The following is a 22159-nucleotide window of genomic DNA, read 5'->3' on the forward strand; positions in this document are numbered from 1 at the left end:
CTGAGAGCCTGTCGCCGATCCCCGTTCGCGGGCTGCCGCGAGATCCAAGCCCGGCTCGTCGCCGCGCATCGTCATCGCTCGGGCCTGCGGGGGAAGGGATTGATCATCGCAGGCTCGTCCGGAGAAGTCCCGCCAGGCGTCGTACCGCGCGTTGCTGCAGCGCGCGGACCGCCGCCTCGTTGCGGCCCAGCAGGTGGGCGGTCTCGGCGACGGACAGCCCGTAGAGGAACCGCAGCCGCAGGCATTCCTGTTGGTCGGCGACCAGCGTGCCGAGGTGGCCCGTGACCTCCACGAGCGTCAGCCGCGCGAGCACCTGTTGTTCGGGGTCGAGCGCCAGATGATGCGCGGGCAGCCGGGAGTTCGGGTCCTCGGTGGGGACCTCGAGTCGGTGTCTGCTCGACTTCAGATGGTCGAAGACGAGGTTCTTGGCGATGGTGACGAGCCAGGCGCCGAGGTCTCGGCCCTGGTAGCGCAGCGTTCCGATGCGCCGGAGCGCGCGGAGAAAGGTCTCGCTGGTGAGATCCTCGGCGAGTCCGGGGTCCCCCAGCCGATGCAGCGTGTACCGGTGGACGAGTCCCGAGTAGCGCCGGTAGATCGAGTCGAAGGCCTGCGGATCGCCCGCCTGGGCGGCTCTGACCAGCTCCCATGCATCCGTCTCGGGCTTGGGCATGAACCCCCCCGACGTTCATGTTGCAAAGAGTGACCGAATATGTGCTTACTGTGACCAGTGTCTGGATTCTGTCGGCTTTCCGGTCGCCGCGTCCACTTCTGATCGGTAAATCACCAGGTAGCTCGTCTATGGCGTCCGACGCCTACCCACGGTGACGAGAGACGGCGGTCTGTCCGTTTGTCACTCGTACTCGGAGGGATGCGGATGCCTCTCGCCGGTCCGGGTGAGTGCGGACGGTGTCCGCCGACTGAGCCGTCGGTGCGGACGCCCGCCCGTCCGGTGGGTCCGCGGCCGCCTCGGCGGGCCTGTGACGAAGCCTCGGCCTCGCCGTCCCCTCGCTCGTCGCCTGCGTGTCACACGTGGACGGCGGCGGCGATGCGTCCCCGATGACCGCGGGAGTGCACCCCGTGTCCGCACCGTGCGCGTGCCCGCGTGGTTCGCTCGACCGGCGGCGGCGCGGGTCCGACCAGCCGTCCGCCGCTCTTTGTTGGACTTCCAAGTGTCGGTCGCCCCACAATCAGGGAGATACCCGGCGGCGCGGTCCGCACCACGAGTGCGAGTCGACGCCGAAGAGCAGACGAGTGGTGGAGGTCGGACGCTGTGAGTGCGCCCGTCGTTGATCATCGATCGCCCGATCCCGAGGCAGCCGAGCTGATCGCGTTGGTCCGAGAGATCGGCCGCCGCGAGCTGGAACCCCAGGTGAACGAGGCCGAGGCCGAGCACAGATTCCCCAGGGAGACGTTCCGGAACCTCGGCAGAGCGGGCCTGCTCGGGCTGCCCTACTCGGAGGAGCATGGTGGCGGCGGCCTGCGCCAAGAGCTCTACCTCCAGGTCGTCGAGGAGCTCTCTCGGTACTGGCTGGCCGTCGGCCTCGGGGTGAGCGTGCACACCCTCGCCTGTCACGGACTCGCCACCTTCGGCACGTCGGAACAGCAGGCCCGGTGGCTGCCGGAGATGCTCGGCGGCGAGCAGCTCGGTGCGTACTGCCTGTCCGAGCCGCACGCCGGCTCCGATGCCGCGGCGCTGCGGACCCGCGCGGAGGCCCAGCCCGACGGCGGCCACCGACTCACCGGCACGAAGGCGTGGATCACCCACGGCGGCGTCGCGGACTTCTACCTCGTGTTGGCCAGGACCGGCGCCGACGGGCCGAAGGGGATCAGCGCCTTCCTGGTCCGCTCGGACGACGAGGGGATCTCGGCGGCGCCGCCGGAGCGCAAGATGGGTGCCAGGTCCTCGATCACGGCGCAGGTGTCCTTCGACGGCGTCCGGCTGCCCGCCGACCGGATGATCGGCGGGCCGGGCGAGGGCTTCGGCGTGGCGATGTCCGCGCTGGCCTGCGGCAGACTCGGGATCGCGGCCGGGGCCGTGGGCGTCGCGCAGGCGGCCCTCGACGTCGCCGTGGCCTATGCCAGGGAGCGCACCGCCTTCGGCCGCTCGATCGCCGACTTCCAGGGCGTCTCGTTCCTGCTGGCCGACGCGGCGGCGGGCATCGAGGCGGCCCGGCAGCTCTACCTCTACGCCGCCCGCCGCAAGGACGACGGCCTGCCCTTCGCCACCGAGGCGGCGATGGCCAAGCTCATCGCCACCGACACCTGCATGCGGGTCACCACCGACATGGTCCAGGTGCTCGGCGGCGCCGGCTACGTCGAAGATCATCCGGTCGAGCGCTACATGCGCGAGGCCAAGATGCTTCAGATCGTGGAGGGCACGAATCAGATCCAACGACTGGTGATCGGCCGCGAACTGATACAAGGGTGAGATGTCCGCACATCGGGTGACCCTGTTGGTTCGTGAGTCCTGCCATTCCTGCGTGGCGGCGGAGGCCGACGTCCGGCGCGTCTGCGAGGAGCTCGACGTGCCCTGGTCGGCGGTCGACGTCGACACGGATCCGGAGCTGCGTGGAGAGTACGGCGACCGGGTGCCGGTCATCCTCATCGACGACGTCGAGCACGGGTACTGGCGGGTCGAGGAGGCCCGATTCCGCGCCGCCCTGACCCGCTGACCGCCGGAGCCCGCCCGATCGGCGGCCGACCGATCGGGCGAGGAGGTGAACCGCGCCGACCGCCGCGACGAACATGAAGGCGTGGACCATGACGGCGAGGCGCGGATGAGCGGACGACCGACCGACGACGGCACCGCGAGGGACGAGGGCGGGGCTCCCGCCCGGCCGCCGGACGGCGGCGAACCCCTCGGCGCGGGCATCGCCGTCCTGATCGCCCTCGCCTCGGCGGCGGCGGCCCTGTCCGCCGGGCATCTGATCGCGGGGCTGCTCGATCCCGGCTCCTCGCCGTTCCTGGCCGTGGGCGACACGGCGATCGACCTCACCCCCGCCCCGGTGAAGGACTTCGCCATCGCCGTGTTCGGCACGGCGGACAAGATCGCGTTGCTGGTCGGCATGGCCCTGGTGATCGGGCTGCTCGCCGTCGCCGCGGGCCTGCTCTCGCGTCGCGGCCCCGGCATCGGCACGGCCGCGGTCGCCCTGTTCGGCCTGCTCGGCGCCGCGGCCGTCCTGGCACGTCCCGACCTCGGCCCCCTGTCGCTCGTCGCACCGTCGGCGAGCCTCGCGGCGGGTGTCCTGTCCTTCCGGCTGCTGCACTCCGCGGCCTCTTCGGCGGCCGAGGCCGACGTGCGTGCCGTGCCGGGGGAGCCGTCGGCGGGCCCGGATCGGCGGACCGTGCTGCTCTCCACCGGTGCGGTGGTCCTGGGCGCGGGGGCGGCCGGACTGGGCGGCCAGGCTCTCGCGGGCGGCGTCGATCCCGAGGCACAGCGTGCCGCGATCGGCGATCTCGTCCCCGACACGCCCGCGCCTCCGCTGCCCGCCGGGGCGGACTTCGCCAAGGTGGGCACGCCGACGTTCCTCACCCGCAACGAGGACTTCTACCGGATCGACACCGCGCTGCGCGTCCCGCGCCTCCGGGTGGAGGACTGGAGCCTGCGGATTCACGGCATGGTGGATCGGGAGCTGACCCTGACCTTCGACGACCTGCGGAATCGGCCGCTGGTCGAGAAGACGATCACGCTCGTGTGCGTGTCCAACGAGGTCGGCGGCGATCTGATCTCCACGGCGAACTTCATCGGCGTGCCGTTGCGAGACGTTCTGGCGGAGGCGGGGGTCCGCTCCGGCGCCGAGCAGCTGTTCAGCACCAGCTCCGACGGGTGGACCGCCGGGACCCCGATAGACGTGCTGCTGGAGGCCGATCGGAACGCGCTGCTGGCCATCGGCATGAACGGCGAGCCGCTGCCTGCCGAGCACGGATTCCCGGTGCGCATGGTGGTGCCCGGTCTCTACGGATTCGTCTCCGCGACCAAGTGGATCGTCGACGCCGAGGTGACGACCTTCGGCCGTCCCGCCTACTGGGAGCAGCGTGGCTGGGCACGAGAGGCGCCGATCAAGACGCAGTCCCGGATCGACCGGCCTCGTCCCTTCGACGAGGTTCGGGCGGGGCGGATGACGGCGGCGGGCATCGCGTGGGCACAGCACACCGGCATCGACCGGGTCGAGGTGCGGCTCGACGGCGGCGCGTGGCGCCAGGCCCAGTTGTCGACCGAGGTCAACGACCAGACCTGGCGGATGTGGCGCATCGAACTCGACGTGCCCTCGGGCGGCAGACGGCTCGAATGTCGGGCGACCGACCGCGACGGCATCACACAGCCGGAAGAGCGCGTCGCGCCGGTGCCCGACGGCGCCACCGGCCGGCATTCCGTGCTCTTCACCGCGACCGACTGAGACGGCGTCGACGGGCCGCCGCGCTCGATGTCCGGAAGCGGGAGTTCTCGATTCGACGCGGGTCGTGGGTCCGGCGTCGAGACGTCGCAGGTCATCCGTCTCCGCCGGGCGTCGCCGCGGCGTCCCCCGATGCGGTCGTCCGCGGCGCCGTGCTCGCAGGGGGAATCCGGCCGTTCGCCGATGGCCGGCCCGCGGGCTGTCTCGCGCGCGATGCGCGGCGGGGCGCGAGCCCGGTCGTCGCGACGTCGAGGCGCATTCGGGCGCGGGCGCGTTCTGCCGTGGACGGTCCACGCCTTCGCACCGCACGACCGCGGCTGCGGTCGTCTTCTCGACGGAAAGTCCTCGAACGAGGCGAACCGAATCGACGGCCGCCGCGAACACCGGTCAGACGTCAGCGCAAGAAGACTTCCGACAAGGAGTGATCGGCAGTGCGTAAGACCAGGCAGAACGTGATCATCGGCGTGTTTGCCGCCCTGGCTCTCACGGTGACGGCATGCGGCAGCGGGGAGGAGGCCGCCGAGGACACCGGGGCGGCGGGCGCCGCCACCGCGGACGAGACCACCGAACCGGCCGCCTCCGACGGCATGGACTCCTCGGGCATGTCCGAGGCCGCGGGCGTCACCACCCCGGAGGACACCTTCGGTCCGGCCTGCGGAGACCTTCCACAGGGCGACGAGCCCGGCTCGTTGGAGTCGATGGGCCCGCAGCCGGTGGCCGACGCGGCGAGCACCAACCCCGTGCTCACCCGGCTCGTCTCCGCCGTGGGCGCCGTTCCCGGGCTCGGCGACACCCTCAACGGCGCTGAGGGGCTGACCGTGTTCGCCCCTGCCGACTCGGCCTTCGACGCACTCGGTGAGGGCGCCTTCGACGACCTGGCCGCCGACTCCGACGCGCTCGGCGAGGTCCTCGGCTACCACGTCGTGGGCGAGCGTCTCGACGCGGACGGCGTCGCCGAGGCGGGCACGCTGCCGACGTTGCAGGGCGGCGAGCTGACCGTCGAGGGCGAGGGCGAGTCGATGACCGTCGACGGCGCGGCCATCGCCTGCGGCAACATTCCGACCGCCAACGCCACCGTGTTCGTCATCGACACGGTCCTGACCCCCGGGAGCTGATTCACGCGGGTCGGGATCCCCCGGGGCCCGGTCGGAACGGGAACGGTCGACGACCCGCCCCGTCTCCGCCGAGGCCGCGGCGGGCCCGACGATCGAACACCCCGCGCGGGCCGGTGGCGGCCGGGTGGCGGGCCGCAGACACCTCACCTCGCCTTCACGCCGCGTCACCGAAAAGTGGATCTTCGGTGACGCGGCGTCTCACTGTTCGACGCCTTGATCGCTGTTTGCGTTAGCAACTTTGTGCAAGTCTTCACAAGCGGTTACCGTGTAGTCGTCACGGCGGCGCGCGACTCACTCACTCAGCTGGAACGACTGTCGCGTGACGCCCGGTGAGCAAGCATGAGGAGAGTCAGCGTGGCAGCGCAGCGGGATGCGGGTGATGGCTTCACCACGGACACCGCCGCGCCGGGCGTGACCCCCGTGGAGGCCTCGGTGGTCCGAGAACGGGCCAGGGCGATTCCCGAGGCGGCGGTGGCGCGACTGGCGGTGTATCTGCGGGTCCTCTCAGATCTGTCTCGCGACGGAGTGACGAAGATCTCCAGCGAGGAACTCTCCGTGGCGACGGGGGTCAACTCGGCGAAGCTGAGGAAAGACCTCTCGTACATCGGTTCCTACGGAACCAGAGGCGTCGGATACGACGTCGACGTGCTCGTCGGTCAGATCGAACGAACGCTCGGTCTCACCCGTCAGCACAGCGTGGCCGTCGTCGGCATCGGGAATCTGGGCCATGCCCTCGCGAATTACGGCGGATTTCCCGGACGCGGATTCCCGGTCGCGGCGCTGTTCGACGTCGATCCAGACCTGATGGGCGTCCCTGTCGGCGGGATGCCGGTGCACCACGTCAACGACATCAGGCGGGTCTGCGCCGAGCTGGAGGTCACCATCGGCGTGATCGCCACGCCGGCTCAGGGGGCGCAGAACGTCTGCGACAGTTTGGTTCAGGGCGGCGTGCGGTGCATCCTGAACTTCGCACCCGTCGTACTTCAGGTCCCGGACTACGTCGAGGTGCGCAAAGTCGACCTAGCGGTGGAGTTGCAGATCTTGTCGTTCCATGTGGCCCGGCGGGCGGATCAGGAGCAGGACGCGGCGTTCTCCTCGGCACACGCCGCGCCCCAGCCGGGCGTCGCGTCGGTTCCCGGCGTGGTGATCCCGCGATGAGCCTGCTCGCCATCGGGATGTCGCACCGCAGTGCGTCCCTGACGCTGCTGGAACGTGCCGTCGTCGGCGCGCCGGACACCGAGAAGCTGCTCGACGAGCTGCTGCGCTGCGCCAGCGTCGACGAGGTGCTGCTGCTCTCGACCTGCAACCGCGTCGAGGTCTACGCGATGGTCGAGTCCTTCCACAGCGCCGTCGAAGAGGTCACCGGCGTCCTGGCCCGCCACACCGGGCTGGACGGCGCCGAACTGACCGACGGCATGTACGTGCACTACGCCGCGGCCGCGGTGGAGCACCTGTTCACCGTCGCCGCGGGACTCGACTCCATGGTGGTCGGCGAGGAGCAGATCCTGGGCCAGCTTCGTGGCGCCTACACGGCCGCCGAGGCGGCACGGACCGTCGGCCGCGCGCTGCACGAGCTGTTGCAACAGGCGCTCCGCGTCGGCAAGCGGGCGCACTCCGAGACCGAGATCGGCGCCGAGGGCGCCTCCGTCGTCTCCGAGGCGCTGTCCGACGCCGCCGCGCTCCTCGGCGACCTGGCAGGCGGACGGGGCCTGGTGGTCGGTGCGGGATCGATGGGCGGACTGGCCGCCGCGCACCTGCGAAGAGCGGGCATCGCGGAGCTGGTGATCGCCAACCGCACGGCCGACAACGGTGACCGGCTGGCCGCCACCACCGTCGAGGCGGGCACGCCCGCCCGCTCGGTGGGTCTGGACCGGCTCGCGGTCGAGCTCGTCGACGCGGACGTGGTGGTCGTCTGCACCGGTTCGTTGGAGACCGTCGTCGACGTCGACACCGTGCGGACGGCGCTGGCGGACCGGAGGCCGGGCAGGCCGCTGGTCTTCTGCGATCTGGGGCTGCCCCGCGACGTGGACGCCGGCGTGGCCGAGCTGGACGCGGTGTCGGTGGTGGACCTGGACACGCTGCGCGCCCGGCTGCGCGGGCGTGGGGACGCCGACGCCTTCGCCCAGGTCGGCACGCTGATCGCGGCCGAGGTGGAGCACTACTTCGCCGCGCAGCGCTCCGCGTCGGTGACGCCCACGGTCACGGCCCTGCGCAGGCAGGCGGCCGAGGTGGTCGACGCCGAACTGCTGCGGCTGGACTCTCGACTCCCCGACCTCGCACCCGAAGTGCGGGCCGAGCTGAGCCGCACCGTCCGCCGTGTGGTGGACAAGCTGCTGCACACCCCGACCGTGCGGGTGAAGCAACTGGCCGCGGGTGCGCAGGGCGTGGGCTACGCCGACGCGCTGCGCGAGCTGTTCAACCTCGATCAGCAGCTGCCGAACGCGGTGAGCGCGGCGAAGACCGGACTCGGCGAGGGCGCGCGGGCCGGACGGGACGGGGCGGATCGCAGGGGACACGCGGAGTTCGCGGACTCCTCCGACGGTGGAGGCGCGGCGAATCCGTCCGGCAGGACCGCCGCCCCGGCGATGGTGCCTCCGGAGGCGGCTTCCGGCGCCCAGCCGCCCACGACGGCGGTGTTGACCGAGGTCACGAACGCGCCGACCTCGACGGTCGCCGCACCGATGCAGGCCGCGGGCGAGACGACCGAGACGCCGGAGGCGTCCGCGGCAGACGAACGACGGCGACGTGGCGAGGGCGGCTCGGCGGAGCGGAGTCCGCAGGAGCGCCCCGACCTGGATGGTGGGCAGCGGTGAACCGCAGGATTCGCATCGGTACCAGGGGCAGCAGGCTTGCGCTTGCCCAGACCGGATGGGTGGCAGACCAGCTCACGGCGGCGGGAGCCGACGTCGAACTGGTGCCGATCAGCACCCCCGGCGACCGTTCCATGGCGCCGATCGCCGAGATCGGCGTCGGCGTGTTCACCTCCGCCCTGCGCACGGCGCTGCTCGCCGACGAGATCGACGTCGCCGTGCACTCCTTCAAAGACCTGCCCACCACACCGGACCCCGGGCTCTCCGTGGCGGCGGTGCCTCGACGGGAGGACCCGCGCGATGCGCTGGTCGCCCGCGACGGCCTGCGCCTCGTCGAGCTGCCGCCGGGGTCGACGGTGGGCACCGGCTCCCCGCGGCGGGCCACTCAGCTGGAGGCCCTCGGCCTCGGGCTCGTGGTGCGTCCGCTGCGCGGCAACGTGGACACCCGACTTCGCAAGGTCGCCGACGGCGAGCTTGACGCGATCGTGGTCGCCCGCGCCGGGCTGGCCCGCTTGGGCCTGCTCGACGTCATCACCGAATCGCTCGATCCACTGCAGATGCTCTCGGCCCCTGCGCAGGGTGCCCTTGCCGTGGAGTGCCGCGTCGACGACGTGGACATCGAGCACCTGATCCAGTCCACTCTGGACGACCCGGCCAGTCGTGCCGCGGTGACCGCCGAGCGCGCCCTGCTGGCCGCGCTGGAGGCTGGTTGCAGCGCGCCCGTCGGTGCACTGGCCGAGGTGGTGGAGGACCTCGACGACGAGGGGCGCGTGAAGCTGCGCCTGTCGTTGCGAGGGGTCGCGGCGACATCGCAGAGCGATGTGCTTCGAGCCTCCGCCATCGCCGAGACGACCGCAGCAGAGCAGCTAGGCCGCGACGTGGCCGCAGAGCTGTTGGATCTCGGGGCCGCCGTGCTCAGCGGCCCCGAGCAGTAAGGGAGTGGGGAGTGCCCTGATGACCCGTGCACGCAAGATCCCCGGACGTATCGCCTTCGTGGGCACCGGCCCCGGAGACGCGGGACTCCTCACCGTCCGGGCTAAAGAAGTACTGAAAGCGGCCTCGCTCGTGGTCACCGACCCCGACGTGTCCGCGGAGGCGGCCTCGCTCGTCTCCGAGGGGGCCGAGGTCCGGCCCGCCGTCGGCGATCCCGCCGACGTGGCCAAGGACATGGTCGCCGAGGCGAAGAACGGTCGCCCCGTCGTCCGCCTCGTCTCCGGCGACCCGTTCACCGCCGACGCGGTGGTGCGGGAGGCCCAGGCGGTGTCGCGGACGACCATCGCCTTCGACGTCGTTCCCGGCGTCGCGGGTGCCACGGCGGTGCCCGCCTACGCGGGGGTGGCGCTCGGCGCGGTGCACACCGAGGCCGACGTCCGAGGAACGATGGACTGGGCGGCCCTGGCCGCGGCGCCGGGGACCCTGGTGCTGCACGCCTCGGGCAGCCATCTGGCGGAGGCCGCGTCCTCGCTGGTGGAACACGGCCTCGCGCCGCAGACCCCGGTGGCCGTCACGGCGGACGGGACGACGTTCACCCAGCGCACGATCGACACCACGCTCGCCTCGCTCGCCTCGGTGGCCGGGGACCTGCTGGGGCCCCTGGTGATCACCGTCGGGTCCGCGGTGGCCGGTAGACAGAAGCTCTCCTGGTGGGAGTCGCGCGCCCTGTACGGCTGGAAGGTCCTGGTGCCGCGCACCAAGGACCAGGCGGGCGCGATGAGCGAGCGGCTTCGGGCGCACGGCGCGATCCCCGTGGAGGTCCCGACCATCTCGGTCGAGCCACCGCGCAGCCCGGCCCAGATGGAGCGGGCGGTCAAGGGACTGGTCGACGGGCGCTACCAGTGGGTGGTGTTCACCTCGACCAACGCGGTCCGCGCCGTGTGGGAGAAGTTCCGCGAGTTCGGCCTGGACGCCAGGGCCTTCTCCGGAGTCAAGATCGCCTGTGTCGGCGAGTCGACGGCGGAGAAGGTGCGGTCCTTCGGCATCATCCCCGAGCTGGTTCCCTCCGGGGAGCAGTCCAGCGAGGGGCTGCTGGCGGACTTCCCGCCCTACGACGACATCCTCGACCCGGTCGACCGGGTGCTGCTGCCCAGGGCGGACATCGCCACGGAGACGCTCGCGGCGGGGCTGCGCGATCGAGGCTGGGAGATCGACGACGTCACGGCGTACCGGACGGTGCGGGCGGCGCCGCCGCCCGCCGACACGCGCGAGATGATCAAGACCGGCGGTTTCGACGCGGTGTGCTTCACCTCGTCGTCGACCGTCCGGAACCTGGTCGGCATCGCGGGTAAGCCGCACTCGCGGACCCTGGTGGCCTGCATCGGCCCGGCCACGGCCGAGACGGCGACCGAGTTCGGTCTGCGTGTCGACGTGCAGCCCGAGGTCGCGCAGGTGTCGTCCCTGGTGGACGCGCTCGCCTCGCACGCCGCCCGACTGCGTTCCGAGGGCGCGCTGCCGCCGCCTCGGAAGGCCAAGCGGGCGCGTCGCTGACCGAGACGGCCCTGTCGCGGCCGTCGACTCGATGAACGGATCGTTCCCGCCCGACCATGGGCGGGAACGATCCGTTTCGTCGTCAGTGGCGACTCTCGACCGGTGGGGAGGCCGGAGACCTTCCGTCGGATCGGGCATCACCACCCGTGGTGCGGCGGAGATCGGCGAGGTCGCGCCGCGGCGGCGCACAGGCCGTCGGGGCGGGAACGCCCGGGCCGCCCCGCGTGGCGGCCTGGAGCCCCCAGGGCACCGGAATCCGGCAGGATCGAGACCAGAAGAGAGGGCGCCCGGCCGCGACGGCGTCCGCCGAATCGAAGTCGCGGGATCGACGAAGGAGCCGACATGTTCCCGACGCACCGTCCCCGGCGGTTGCGACGCACCCCGGCGGTGCGTCGACTGGTCGCCGAGACGAGCGTGGCACCACGACAGCTGGTGCTGCCGATGTTCGTCAAGGAGGGCGTGTCCGCTCCGGTGCCGATCGCCTCGATGCCCGGCGTCGTCCAGCACGATCTCGACTCGCTCCGGCGGGCCGCCGTCGAGGCCGTCGAGGCGGGCGTGGGCGGCCTGATGCTCTTCGGCGTGCCCGCGGTTCGGGATGCCGTCGGCTCCGCGGGCACCGATCCGGACGGCATCCTCAACCGCGCGCTGACCGCGGTCGCCGCCGAGGTCGGCGACGCGACGGTGCTCATGGCGGACTGCTGCCTCGACGAGTTCACCGATCACGGACATTGCGGCCTGCTCGCCGCGGACGGCAGCGTGGACAACGACGCGACCCTGACCGCGTACCGGGAACTGGCCGTCGCCCAGGCCAGGGCGGGCGCTCAGGTCGTCGGGCCCAGCGGGATGATGGACGGCCAGGTGGCGGCCATTCGCGAGGCGCTGGACGAGGCCGCGTTCGCCGACACCGCGATCCTGGCCTACTCGGCGAAGTACACCTCCGCCTTCTACGGCCCGTTCCGCGACGCCGTGGAATCCCAGCTCAGCGGTGATCGACGGACCTACCAGCAGGACCCCGCCAACGCCAGGGAGGCGTTGCGCGAGGTGACGCTGGACCTCGCCGAGGGCGCCGACGCGGTGATGATCAAGCCCGCGATGTCCTATCTGGACGTGGTACGGCAGGTGGCCGAGATCGCCGACGTCCCGGTGGCCGCCTATCAGATCTCCGGCGAGTACTCGATGATCGAGGCCGCCGCCGCCCAGGGTTGGCTGGACCGACGGTCGGCCGTCCTGGAGACGCTGACCTCGATTCGCCGCGCTGGCGCGGACATCGTGTTGACGTACTGGGCGGTCGAGGCCGCTCGCTGGCTGCGCGAGGACTGACCGGCTCGGGCGTCGACCGGTGTGTGCTCGACGGGGCCGCCGCACCGGTCGACCGGCACGGCGTCGCGGCCGAAGCGGCGGCCGGGCGCATGAACGGCGTGGGTCCGCGTGTGCTCTCCCGCCGGCACCCGCCTGCGGTGGTCACCGGAGCCGTCTCCCCGTCGTGGGGCGGGAGTTCCGAAGAGACGTCGTCGGTCTCGGTCCCGATCTGGGCTCGGCCTCGGCACACTGCGGTGGGCCCTCCGGGGACGGGAATCCGTCGGCGTCGGATCTCGACTCCGGGCGTCCGGAATGGCCGATGATGGTTCACCTGTGACCCGGTCGAGCGCTATGTTGAGCCGATGATCACGCCGGTGGGCCCCGAGTCCGCCCGACCGTCCGCCGCCTCGCAGCGCGGCCCCGAAGCGGCCGTCGACGCCGACACGGATGCCGACACGGATGCCGGTCGGCGGGTGGCGCGGACCGGTGCGGTGGAGCCGGGCGAGGGTTCGGGAGGTCCTGCCGAGGCGGCGGGCCCGCAGAGCGGTGTGCGTGAGACCGAGGCTGGGAAGCAGACCGGGACCGAGACGCCGGCCCAGATCGAGAACGAGGCCGAGAACGAGGACGGGACCGGAACCGGGACCGAGGCGGGGACCGGGCAGCCGACCGAGATCGTGACCTGGACCGGGAACGAAGCCGAGGTCGAAGCCGAGACCGAGACCTCGCCGTCGAACCCGCCGGGCATTCCGATCGAGGTGAGCGTCGCGGCCGGGTTGATGGGCGTGGTGGTCGTCCTTCAGCTGCTTGTTCCGATCCGAACGCTGTTGGCGGGGGTGCCTGCCGATCGATGGGGTTCGGTGGGACTGGCCGTGCTCCAGTGGTTCGGCTTCCTCACCGTGTACGCGTTCTTCGGCTTCTCGGCGTATCGCGGCGCGCACTGGGCGCGGATCCTGCTGCTGGTCTTGGCGGCCGTGGCCGTGTTCGGCTTCCTGGCCGACACCGAGGAGCGGGTCTTCGGGTTCGCCGCGATCCTGCACTGTGTCGCGGTGCTCATGCTGTTCCTGCCCGGTTCGAGGAGCCATTTCGAGCCTGCCGGCCCCGCACTCCGCGGTTCTCGGCCCTCGTGACGGGGCTCCGTCGGTACGCCGACGGGCCGCGCGGCGATCGTCGGATGCCCGATCACGCCGACGATTCGTCCCGATCCGGGTGCGATGTCGGCGCGCGAGGGCGGCGGGGCGGCGCGCCGGACGGCAGTCGGCGGAGCGCGATCGGGCAGCGGGTCGGGCCGTCGAGAGCGGCACCGCGGCCGGTTGCGGCGGCCTCGGCGCCCGCCTGCCGAAGATGTCATCCGAACCGGTGATCTTCGTCCCCGGGCGTGCCGTCGACCCGTTCGGCGGTAGGCGGCGGAACGAGCGGCGGACTCGACCGCGGCGGTCGCGACTCGACCGGGCGATGAACCGATCACCCTGCGACGACGCGGCATCGCACCCGACGATCGACCCCGACCGGCCCCGAGCGGCACGGCGGTGATGGAGCCCTCGATCTCGCCACCGGCCTCGACCCGGTCCGGCCAGGCTGTGGACATCGCGGCGGGCGGCTTCTAACGTTCAGGCGTGTCCACTCCCGAAGATCCGGATCGTCCTGGTTCGCACGAGTCGATCCCGTCCTCGTCGTACCCCGCCGCCCCCGCGGCCAACTCGGGTGTGCAGACGATCCCGATTCCCCGAGAAGTCAAGATCTCCTTCTGGATCTGGATCGTGACGGCGGTGGTGATCTTCAGCTCGGTGCTCTCCCTGTTCGGTCAGCGCGACGAGATCAGGGCTCAGACGATGCAGGAGAACCAGGGCAGCCTGACACCGGAGGAGGTGGACCAGGCGGTCGATCTCGCCTTCGGACTCTTCTTCGTCGTCTACCTCTCCGTCGCCCTCCTGTTCACACTGTTCGCCTTCAAGGCCAAGGCGGGGCGGAACTGGGCGCGGATCGCGCTGGCGGTGGTGACCGGTCTCAACCTGCTCGCCTTCATCAGCGGGCCGAACTCGGGCCATCTGATGAGCATGTTGTCGATCCTCGTCTCAGCGCTCGCCGTGGTGCTGCTGTATCTGCCGAACTCCAGTGCCTACTTCGCTCTGAAGAAGAACCTCCCCACCCGGGGCGTGAACTCGTAGGAACGGCCGGCGTCTGAGACCAGCGGCGGAGTGAGGCGATTCGGCGGGAGACCTCGCCTGCGCCGGCGGACCGACACTGGCACGAGTGAGGGGAATCACAACGGCTCGGTGTGGGCCAGCCCTGTGTAGTGTCCACTCACTTCGTTTCCGGAGGTGGCCGATGCGCGAGCTTCCGCAGGTTCGAGCCCTGCCCGCGTCGGTCGAGCGGCTCGTCGAGATCCGCGATCGGAGTCCGCGTGCCACCCGATTCGCGACAGGCGAAAGACCCGTTATCGGGGACGGTCATCCCCATTCCGCTGGACGATCAAGGAAGCGTTTCCTACTGTGCTGCTCGTGAGCACGCCATTCAATCCACAGGGCCAGGGACGACCGCAGGGTTTCGGCGGCCCGGCACCGCAACCAGGCCAGGGCGGCTACCCGCCCGCGCCGCCCGTCGGGCCCCCCGGCGCATACCCCGCACCGCAGGGTCAGCCAGGCGCCTACCCGGGCGGCATGGGACAGCCCGGCCGCCCAGCGCGGCCCCGCACCGTGGACCTCGCCTTCTACCTGTACCTCGCCAACGCCACGATCGGCGTCCTGAGCGCGCTCGTCCTCCTGATCACCATGAACGCGCTCATCGACGAGCAGGCCGCCGCGGCGGGCGTGAACGCCGAAGCCCTGGGCGAGGTCGTCAGGGGCGCCATCATCATCACCGTGGTGATCACCCTGCTCGTCGCGGCACTCAACCTGCTGTTCGTGTTCATGATGCGCAACGGCCGGAACTGGGCGCGTATCCTGCTCACCGTGCTCTCCGCGCTCGGGCTGCTCTCCTCGCTCAACTCGCTCGGAGACGCGACCGCCAACCCGCTGACGCTGATCCTGACGATCGTGGGCATCGCGCTCCCGCTCGCCGCCGTCTTCCTGATGTTCCGTCCCGAGTCCAACCGCTACTTCCAGCAGAGCTGAGAGATGCCCGAATCAGCCGAGTCGTCCACGACGCTCCCGCCGAAGGTCATCCGGACCGCGGTGGCGTTGTGGTACGCACTCGCCGCGTTCCTGACGCTGCACGCCCTGTTCCTGTGGCTTCGGCCGCAGGGCATCGCGGAGCAGCTTCAGCGGCGGTCGGACATCACCCCGGCGGAGGCGGCCGACTTCGCGGCCGGGCTGGTGCTGGAGAACCTGCTGGTCACGCTGTTCTTCGCCGTGCTCTACTGCGGCTTCGCCTTCCTGCTCGGTCGTCGACGCCGCTGGCCGAGGATCGCCCTGACCGTCGTCGGCGCGCTCCAGCTGTTCCTCCAGCTCGGCGCGGGATTCACCCCGGTCGGCATCGTGGTCCTGCTGCTGGTGGTGGGCGGTCTGGTCGCCGTGTGGCTGCCGAAGTCGTCGATCTGGCTGAACGGCGGCGACCCCGACCGGGCAGGCTGATCGACTTCACCGGAGGGGTCGGCTCGCCGCGGCGATCGTGCACGGTCGGCTCCTGCTCTGTCGGGTGCTGCTGCCCGTCCTCCCGCCTCGGCGGCATCGGCGAGCAGCCCACCCGGCCTGTCTGACGAGCGGGTCGGTCTCCCCGACCGGTCGTCGGCCGGTGCCCACGGCGGTCCCGCTTCGCCTCGGCCGACCGATCCCCGGGGACGGCCGACGTCGCGATCACCGACCTCACGGGCACAGGCCTCCCCTCGGCCTGCCCATGGCAGACTTCTCGGTCATGACCGCTCCGCAGCCGACGACCACGCTCGGTGACCGCCCGGCGGGGGTGCATCGCCTGCATCAGCCGCGTCGGGCCGTGCTGGCCTGCGTCGAGGTGCTCATCGCCGCCGGTCTGATCGTCCTCGCCGTGTGGCTCTGGCGCACCGGCGTGCTGCGCGACGAACTGCCGGTCGGCGACGGCGAGTCCCGAGTGTTGTTGCGCTATGTCGGCGACCGGCTGGCCCTGTCGGTGGGCGCGGGCTGCCTCGCAGGCATCCTGGCACTGGACTCGATCCGACAGTTCACCCTCGCGATCCGAACGAGGCCGCGCCCGGAGCCGCTTCACGGGCCGGTCCCGCCGCCCGCCTGACCCGCCGGCACCGGCCGATCGGGGGACTTGCGAGACTGGTCCGGTGACTCAGGTGCCCGACTCTTCGACGTCCGCGCAGCCGGTGGCCCGTTCGCAGGGCCTGTTCGATCGAGCGAACGGGGTGACTCCCGGCGGGGTGAACTCGCCGGTCCGCGCGTTCCACTCGGTCGGCGGCACGCCTCGGTTCATGGTCCGCGGCGCGGGCGCCTATCTCTGGGACGCCGACGACAACCGCTACGTCGACCTGGTCAGCTCCTGGGGCCCGATGATCCTCGGGCACGCGCATCCGGCCGTCGTCGACGCGGTCCGGACCTCGGCCGCCGCCGGACTCTCCTTCGGCACGCCGACGGAGGGCGAGATCCTCCTCGCGGAGGAGATCATCCACCGGGTGGACCCGGTCGAACAGGTCCGACTCGTCAACTCGGGCACCGAGGCGACGATGAGCGCCATCCGACTGGCCAGGGGCGTCACCGGGCGGAACAAGATCGTCAAGTTCGCCGGCTGCTACCACGGACACGTCGACGCGCTGCTCGCCGCCGCGGGCTCCGGGCTGGCGACCCTCGGAATCTCCTCGACGCCCGGCGTGTCCGACGTGCAGACCGCCGACACGATCGTCCTGCCGTACAACGACCTGTCCGCACTGCGCGCGGTGTTCGCCGAGCACGGCCGGGACATCGCCTGCGTGATCACCGAGGCCGCGGCCGGGAACATGGGCGCGGTCGCGCCGCTGCCCGGGTTCAACGCCGAACTGCGCACTCTGTGCCACGCCTCGGGCGCCCTGCTGATCATGGACGAGGTGATGACGGGGTTCCGCGTCTCCTCGGCGGGCTGGTACGGGCTGGAGGGCGTGGCGGGCGACCTCTACACCTTCGGCAAGGTCATGTCCGGCGGCCTCCCCGCCGCCGCTTTCGGCGGCCGGGCCGACGTGATGGCGGCGCTCGCCCCGGTCGGCCCCGTCTACCAGGCGGGCACGCTGTCCGGGAACCCGGTCGCGGTCGCCGCCGGACTGGCGACGCTGCGCACCGCGGACGCCTCGGTCTACGCGCGGCTCGACGCCAACGCACGACGCCTCGGTGACCTGTTCGCCGACGCGCTGACCGGTGCGGGCGTGCCCCACCAGATCGGCTACGCGGGCAACCTCGTCAGCATCTTCTTCAGCGAGTCGCCCGTGACCGACTTCGCGGGCGCCCAGGCCGCCGAGACCTGGCGCTTCCCCGCGTTCTTCCGCAGCCTTCTCGCGGCGGGCGTCTACGCGCCGCCCAGTGCGTTCGAGGCGTTCTTCGTCTCGGCGGCGCTGGACGACGCGGCGTTCGACATCATCGCCGCCGCACTGCCCGCCGCGGCGACCGCGGCGGCCCAGGCCCGACCGGAGGGAGATCGGTGAGCACCCGGACCGTCGTTCATCTGCTTCGCCATGGTGAAGTGCACAACCCCGAGAAGATCCTCTACGGCAGGCTGCCGGGCTTCCGGCTCTCCGAACGGGGGGAGCAGCAGGCGGCGCGGGTCGCGGAATTCCTGTCGGGACACGACATCGTGCACGTGGTGACCTCGCCGTTGGAGCGGGCGAGGCAGACGGCGCTGCCACTGCTGGCCGCGCATCAGCTCACCCCCGCGATCGACGACCGGCTCATCGAGGCGGACAACCTCTTCGAGGGACAGCGGGTCTCGGTGGGCGACGGGGCGCTGCGGTCGCCGCGGAACTGGCCGAAGCTGCGTAACCCGTTCGTGCCGTCGTGGGGAGAGCCCTATCTGAAGATCGCGCATCGGATGCTGGCCGCCGTGCATCGCGCGCGGGCCGCGGCCGAGGGGCACGAGGCGGTGTGCGTCTCGCATCAGCTTCCGGTATGGACGGTGCGCCGGTTCCTCCAGGGTGACCGACTCTGGCACGACCCGAGGAACCGGCAGTGCGCCCTGGCCTCGTTGACCAGCCTGGAGTTCGAGGCGGAGCGACTGGTCGGGATCAGCTATCGCGAGCCGGCCGGGCCGTCCGGAAGTCAGGTCGCGGGCGCATGAGCAGGCGCTCTCGACTCCTCGGCCTGCTCGGAGCCGCGCTGCTGACACTGGCGGGATGCACCTCCGAGCAGGCCGGGGACGTCCCGGGTTCCGGCCGATACCAGTTCGTCGCCCCTGGCGGCGAGACCCGAATCCGTTACGACGAGGCGGAACGGCAGCTCGCACCGGATATCAGCGGCGACGATCTGATGAGCGAGGGCGAGCAGATCGGCATCGGGGATTTCGAGGACGAGGTGGTGGTCCTCAACATCTGGGGTTCCTGGTGTGGTCCGTGCAGGCTTGAGGCCTCACATCTGCAATACGTATACGAGGAGACGGCAGAAGACGGAGTCGCATTCCTCGGAATCAATGTCAGAGACAACGTGCGTTCGGCGCCGATGGATTTCGTGTCGAATCTCGGAATCACCTATCCGTCGATCTACGACCCCTCTGGTCGATCACTGCTCGGGTTGCGCGGCTTTCCGCGTACCGCTGTGCCGGCGACGATCATCCTTGATCGAAGCCACCGCGTCGCCGCGGTGCTCCTGGACGAGGTGCTGACCGAAGACCTGCTGCCGATCGTGGCGGAGATCGCCGCCGAGGAGTGACGGCCGGTCGGATCGTCGGGCGGGAGCTGATCGGTCTCGGTCAGCGGGAACCGAGGGTTCCCGCCTGGGTCTTCTCTCCAGGCTCAACGACTCCGGGATCGACGGGGTCGGCTCCCCGACGCCCTGTCGTGTGGTGACGGCCCGCCGGACGCGGTAGCGGAGATCCGAGCGGACGGCGGGCCGTTCCGGGGCGGGCCGATGCCGTCCCGTGCCGGTCGACGTGCCGGAGTCGGCGGTCCGACGGTGCGGTACGGCCGAGGTGGACCACGGCCTCGCCGCTGTGCCCGGGTCCCGCACCGAACGCCATCGGCCGCGGTCCACGCGACGTGGGGAGATCGGGAGAACCGAGGGGGGCGGGGACGGGATCCGATCCAGCGGGATGCGGCCCTGTGCCGCCTGGTCCCGGATCGCCTGGTCCTGGGTCGCCCGATCTCGCGGGGCGCGACCCTGCGTCGTCCGAGTCGTCCGACCCGGGGAAACCGTCGGTGTGTGTCGCGGCGGGCGGGTCGCCGTGTGTCGTTCCGGGCCGGCCGATGCTGGTCTGTGCGGGTCGAGATGATCCTCGTGGCGGTGCGGTCTCGTCCGCCGCCTCGGGCCGAGGATCGTGCTGTGGCTCGTGGCGTCGCCTGGTCTGTGGAACGGTCGCGCTCTACCCAGGAGGGTGCGGGGGAACAGGGGCGGCTGTGTCGTGCGACCTCTCGTCGACCGAGGGGGGCATGCCGGGACCACCTGACCCCCGAGGGGCCGACGAGCAGGCCCGGCTCCGGCGGCCGGTGCGGGCTTCACGACGGACTCGGCGTGTCGGATGGCCGTGTTCCACGGCGAGCCGTATTCTCTCAATCCACGGTGCGCCTCCTTCCAGTTCTTTCGGTGGGGTCCGAATAGCATCGAACCGAGAGCCAGTCCGATGAGTATCGGAGAGTCGGCGAGAGCGGTCATGGCTGTCGTCTCCGGCGATCGTAATGACATTTCAGGTCGCGGCGGGTCGGTTGAATTCCCGCCGCGAGCAATCTTGGTAGGAGCAGACCGCCGGAGAAAATGGTTGCGGGCGATCACAACACGATTGAGTGGTCATAGCGCCACGGTCGGTCGAATGTGATTGCGCAGCGCTGTCCTGTCGACCGCACCGGACGGGGGGCGATGGCACCTCTACGGTGGTCAACCGGCGGTTCGACCGCCGCCTGCCGGGATCAGAGGAAGTCGAACAGGCTTCGCAGCATGTCGAACGTGCGATCGATGAGGTCGGACATGCCGGAGATGGCGTCCATGCTGAAGAACACGATGACGCCGACCGCGATGACGGTGATGAGCAGACAGCTCCACAGGGCCTTGAAGGGCCACAGCAGTACGGCGACGATGCCCTTCAGCAGGTAGCCGACGGCGGCGAACGGCGCCAACAGGATGCGCCCGAGCAGTCCGCGGCCGTCCCCGTCGTCGGCGTACCGCCGAGGAGCGGGCTCCTCGTATCGCGGCTCGGGCTGCGGTGCGATCGTCTGCCGCTGCGCCGGGCGGCGCGCTCGCGGCGCCTCGGCACGGCGAGAGACCTCCGGGCGTCGAACCGGCGCGCGTTCCGCGACGTACGGGTCCGCGTACGGGCCCGAGTGAGGCTCGGCGTGCGGCTCGGACCGGGGAGCCGCGGCGGCCTCGACATGCCGGGGATCGCCCGCCGAATACGGCTCGGCGAAGCCGACGGGCTCCGGCTGATACTTCGGCGGCGGCTGCTCCGTCTCGTACGGCGGCGGCTGCTCCACCGCCTCGGCCGGGTATGACGTGGGGATCGGAATGCCCGCGAGCAGCCGCGTCCGAGGGTGGCCCGGGCCGTTCCGCGCAGGCGACGCCTGTGCCGGGTCGCCCGCCGTGCCCGTCGGCCGCACCCGCGTGCCGTCGAGCATCGCGCGTGTCTCGGCGCTCTTCTGCGCGAGCACCGTGGTCACCTGGGCGGGCAGCCAGGCGTGGTCGAAGCCGGTGTCGATCTGAGCCAGGATCTGGTCCGGCCGCGGCCGGTGCACCGGGTTCTTCGCCAGACAGGCCCCGACGACGTCGCGCAGCGAGGGCGGCAGGCCGTCGAGCGTCGGCTCGTTGTGCACGACCCGGTACAGCAGCGCCGTGGAATTGCCCTCACCGAAGGGACTCACACCTGTCGCGGCGAAGACGATGACGCAGCCGAGCGAGAACATGTCGCTCGACGCGGTCACCCGTTCGCCGACCGCCTGCTCCGGAGCCATGAAACCCGGCGTCCCGAAATGCGTGCCGACCTGGGTGAGCGAGACCGCCTCGGCGGCCCAGGCGATACCGAAGTCGATGACCCGCGGTCCGTCAGAGGCCAGCAGCACGTTCGTCGGCTTCACGTCCCGATGAATGAGCCCGCTCTGGTGAATCTCCCGCAGCGCCTCGGCGAGCCCGGCGGTCAATACCCGCAGCGACGATTCCGGAAACGGTCCGAAATCGCTGACCGCCTTGAGCAGCGACGGGCCCTCGATATAGGAGGTCACCAGCCAGGGTGGCCGGGCATTGGGAGCCGCCTCGATCACGGCGGCGGTGAAAGCACCGCTCACGGCGGTCGCGGCGTCGATCTCGCGGGCGAAGCGCATTCGAAACTGTTCGTCTTCGGAGTGCTCCTCACGAATGACCTTGATCGCCACCGGGCGGCCGCCGGGCGAGCGACCGAGATACACCTTCCCCATTCCGCCCGCCCCGAGCAGGCCGAGTACCCGATAACGACCGATCTGTCGCGGGTCGGTCGCAGAAAGCGGTTCCATTGAACTGTTTCCCCACTCCGACTCGACGATTCTCACGACAGGTTCGCTCTGTCGGTCAGGCTACCAGCGTGCACCCCGTGCTCAGGTGCTTCCGCCCGCCGCACCTGTTCCACGCGGTGACGGCCGTCACCTTTCACGACGGCCGGTCCGGCGCCTACCGGCTCCGACGGCGTGGGTGGATCCGCCGACTCCGGCCGCATGCCTGCCGTCCGGACAGCCGTGCCCGCCGGGCGAGCGCGTCGGGCCCGTCTCGGTGGCATCGGGCCCTCGGGCCGTGCGACGGTGAATCCGTCGACTTCGGCGATGGAGTCGCCTGATGATTCGGGCATCTCGGTGGAATCGGGATCGGTGTCGATCGACGGGATCGGATCGCGCAGGCGATTCCCGGCGGTAGACCCGTCGTCACCGGACGGTTCGCGCACCGCGATGAGGAACGAGGCCGGAACGGGCCGGGAATGCCGAGTCGGAATCCGACGGACCTCCCACGCCGAGCCGAGC

The 22159-nt window shown here is 71.1% G+C and carries 18 protein-coding genes and 1 pseudogene; 17 read left to right on the forward strand and 2 right to left on the reverse strand.

The features are described from left to right. Positions 1-103: 103 nt before the first annotated feature. Positions 104-670, reverse strand: a complete 567-nt coding sequence (locus AHOG_RS02230; protein WP_093939877.1) for a sigma-70 family RNA polymerase sigma factor — start codon at positions 668-670, stop codon at positions 104-106. A gap of 600 nt (positions 671-1270) precedes the next feature. On the opposite strand from AHOG_RS02230, the gene AHOG_RS02235 reads away from it, so the two are divergent. The 17 genes and pseudogenes from AHOG_RS02235 (at position 1271) to AHOG_RS02315 (ending at position 18902) form a co-directional block, all read left to right on the forward strand. Continuing rightward, the gene (locus tag AHOG_RS02235) at positions 1271-2428 is read left to right on the forward strand and encodes an acyl-CoA dehydrogenase family protein (RefSeq protein ID WP_093939878.1); all 1158 of its coding nucleotides are present in this window, start codon (positions 1271-1273) and stop codon (positions 2426-2428) included. A 1-nt stretch (position 2429) separates the two neighbouring features. Continuing rightward, positions 2430-2672 carry a glutaredoxin family protein gene (locus tag AHOG_RS02240; RefSeq protein ID WP_093939879.1) on the forward strand — a complete coding sequence of 81 codons (243 nt, stop codon included), beginning with the start codon at positions 2430-2432 and terminating at the stop codon, positions 2670-2672. A gap of 105 nt (positions 2673-2777) precedes the next feature. Continuing rightward, positions 2778-4397 (forward strand): molybdopterin-dependent oxidoreductase, encoded by a 1620-nt coding sequence (locus AHOG_RS02245; protein WP_093944080.1) that lies wholly within the window; start codon positions 2778-2780, stop codon positions 4395-4397. A 428-nt stretch (positions 4398-4825) separates the two neighbouring features. Continuing rightward, positions 4826-5509: a fasciclin domain-containing protein gene (locus AHOG_RS02250; protein ID WP_245856518.1), complete on the forward strand. Its 684-nt coding sequence runs from the start codon at positions 4826-4828 to the stop codon at positions 5507-5509. Between the two features lie 339 nt (positions 5510-5848). Beyond that, positions 5849-6667 carry a redox-sensing transcriptional repressor Rex gene (locus AHOG_RS02255; protein WP_093939880.1) on the forward strand — a complete coding sequence of 273 codons (819 nt, stop codon included), beginning with the start codon at positions 5849-5851 and terminating at the stop codon, positions 6665-6667. Further along, positions 6664-8010, forward strand: a pseudogene (locus tag AHOG_RS02260) (glutamyl-tRNA reductase); the annotation flags it as partial. The gene AHOG_RS02255 and the pseudogene AHOG_RS02260, both read left to right, overlap by 4 nt. 308 nt (positions 8011-8318) lie before the next feature. Continuing rightward, positions 8319-9254: a hydroxymethylbilane synthase gene (gene hemC, locus AHOG_RS02265; protein WP_093939882.1), complete on the forward strand. Its 936-nt coding sequence runs from the start codon at positions 8319-8321 to the stop codon at positions 9252-9254. A 19-nt stretch (positions 9255-9273) separates the two neighbouring features. Then, positions 9274-10803 carry a bifunctional uroporphyrinogen-III C-methyltransferase/uroporphyrinogen-III synthase gene (locus AHOG_RS02270; RefSeq protein WP_093939883.1) on the forward strand — a complete coding sequence of 510 codons (1530 nt, stop codon included), beginning with the start codon at positions 9274-9276 and terminating at the stop codon, positions 10801-10803. 342 nt (positions 10804-11145) lie between these two features. Beyond that, positions 11146-12123 carry a porphobilinogen synthase gene (gene hemB, locus AHOG_RS02275; protein WP_093939884.1) on the forward strand — a complete coding sequence of 326 codons (978 nt, stop codon included), beginning with the start codon at positions 11146-11148 and terminating at the stop codon, positions 12121-12123. Between the two features lie 341 nt (positions 12124-12464). Beyond that, positions 12465-13229, forward strand: a complete 765-nt coding sequence (locus AHOG_RS02280; protein WP_093939885.1) for a hypothetical protein — start codon at positions 12465-12467, stop codon at positions 13227-13229. 486 nt (positions 13230-13715) lie between these two features. Then, the gene (locus tag AHOG_RS02290; RefSeq protein ID WP_093939887.1) at positions 13716-14267 is read left to right on the forward strand and encodes a hypothetical protein; all 552 of its coding nucleotides are present in this window, start codon (positions 13716-13718) and stop codon (positions 14265-14267) included. Positions 14268-14600: 333 nt separating this feature from the next. Next, positions 14601-15212 (forward strand): hypothetical protein, encoded by a 612-nt coding sequence (locus AHOG_RS02295; protein WP_157736594.1) that lies wholly within the window; start codon positions 14601-14603, stop codon positions 15210-15212. Positions 15213-15215: 3 nt separating this feature from the next. Then, the gene (locus AHOG_RS02300; protein WP_093939889.1) at positions 15216-15671 is read left to right on the forward strand and encodes a hypothetical protein; all 456 of its coding nucleotides are present in this window, start codon (positions 15216-15218) and stop codon (positions 15669-15671) included. Between the two features lie 280 nt (positions 15672-15951). Continuing rightward, positions 15952-16302, forward strand: a complete 351-nt coding sequence (locus AHOG_RS29690) for a hypothetical protein (protein WP_245856519.1) — start codon at positions 15952-15954, stop codon at positions 16300-16302. A gap of 82 nt (positions 16303-16384) precedes the next feature. Next, the gene (gene hemL / locus AHOG_RS02305) at positions 16385-17686 is read left to right on the forward strand and encodes a glutamate-1-semialdehyde 2,1-aminomutase (RefSeq protein WP_245856819.1); all 1302 of its coding nucleotides are present in this window, start codon (positions 16385-16387) and stop codon (positions 17684-17686) included. Beyond that, positions 17683-18315 (forward strand): histidine phosphatase family protein, encoded by a 633-nt coding sequence (locus tag AHOG_RS02310; RefSeq protein ID WP_093939891.1) that lies wholly within the window; start codon positions 17683-17685, stop codon positions 18313-18315. Before hemL ends, AHOG_RS02310 begins: the two co-directional genes overlap by 4 nt. After that, on the forward strand, positions 18312-18902 hold the full coding sequence (locus AHOG_RS02315; protein WP_093939892.1) for a TlpA disulfide reductase family protein: 591 nt from the start codon (positions 18312-18314) through the stop codon (positions 18900-18902). The genes AHOG_RS02310 and AHOG_RS02315 overlap by 4 nt, the downstream gene beginning before the upstream one ends. A gap of 1190 nt (positions 18903-20092) precedes the next feature. Here the strand turns inward: AHOG_RS02315 and AHOG_RS02320 are convergent. Next, complete coding sequence (locus tag AHOG_RS02320; protein WP_211290513.1) at positions 20093-21697, reverse strand: serine/threonine protein kinase; 1605 nt, start codon at positions 21695-21697, stop codon at positions 20093-20095. Positions 21698-22159: the final 462 nt, after the last annotated feature.

Origin of the sequence: Actinoalloteichus hoggarensis, from assembly GCF_002234535.1 — a bacterium.
Lineage (GTDB): Bacteria > Actinomycetota > Actinomycetes > Mycobacteriales > Pseudonocardiaceae > Actinoalloteichus_A > Actinoalloteichus_A hoggarensis.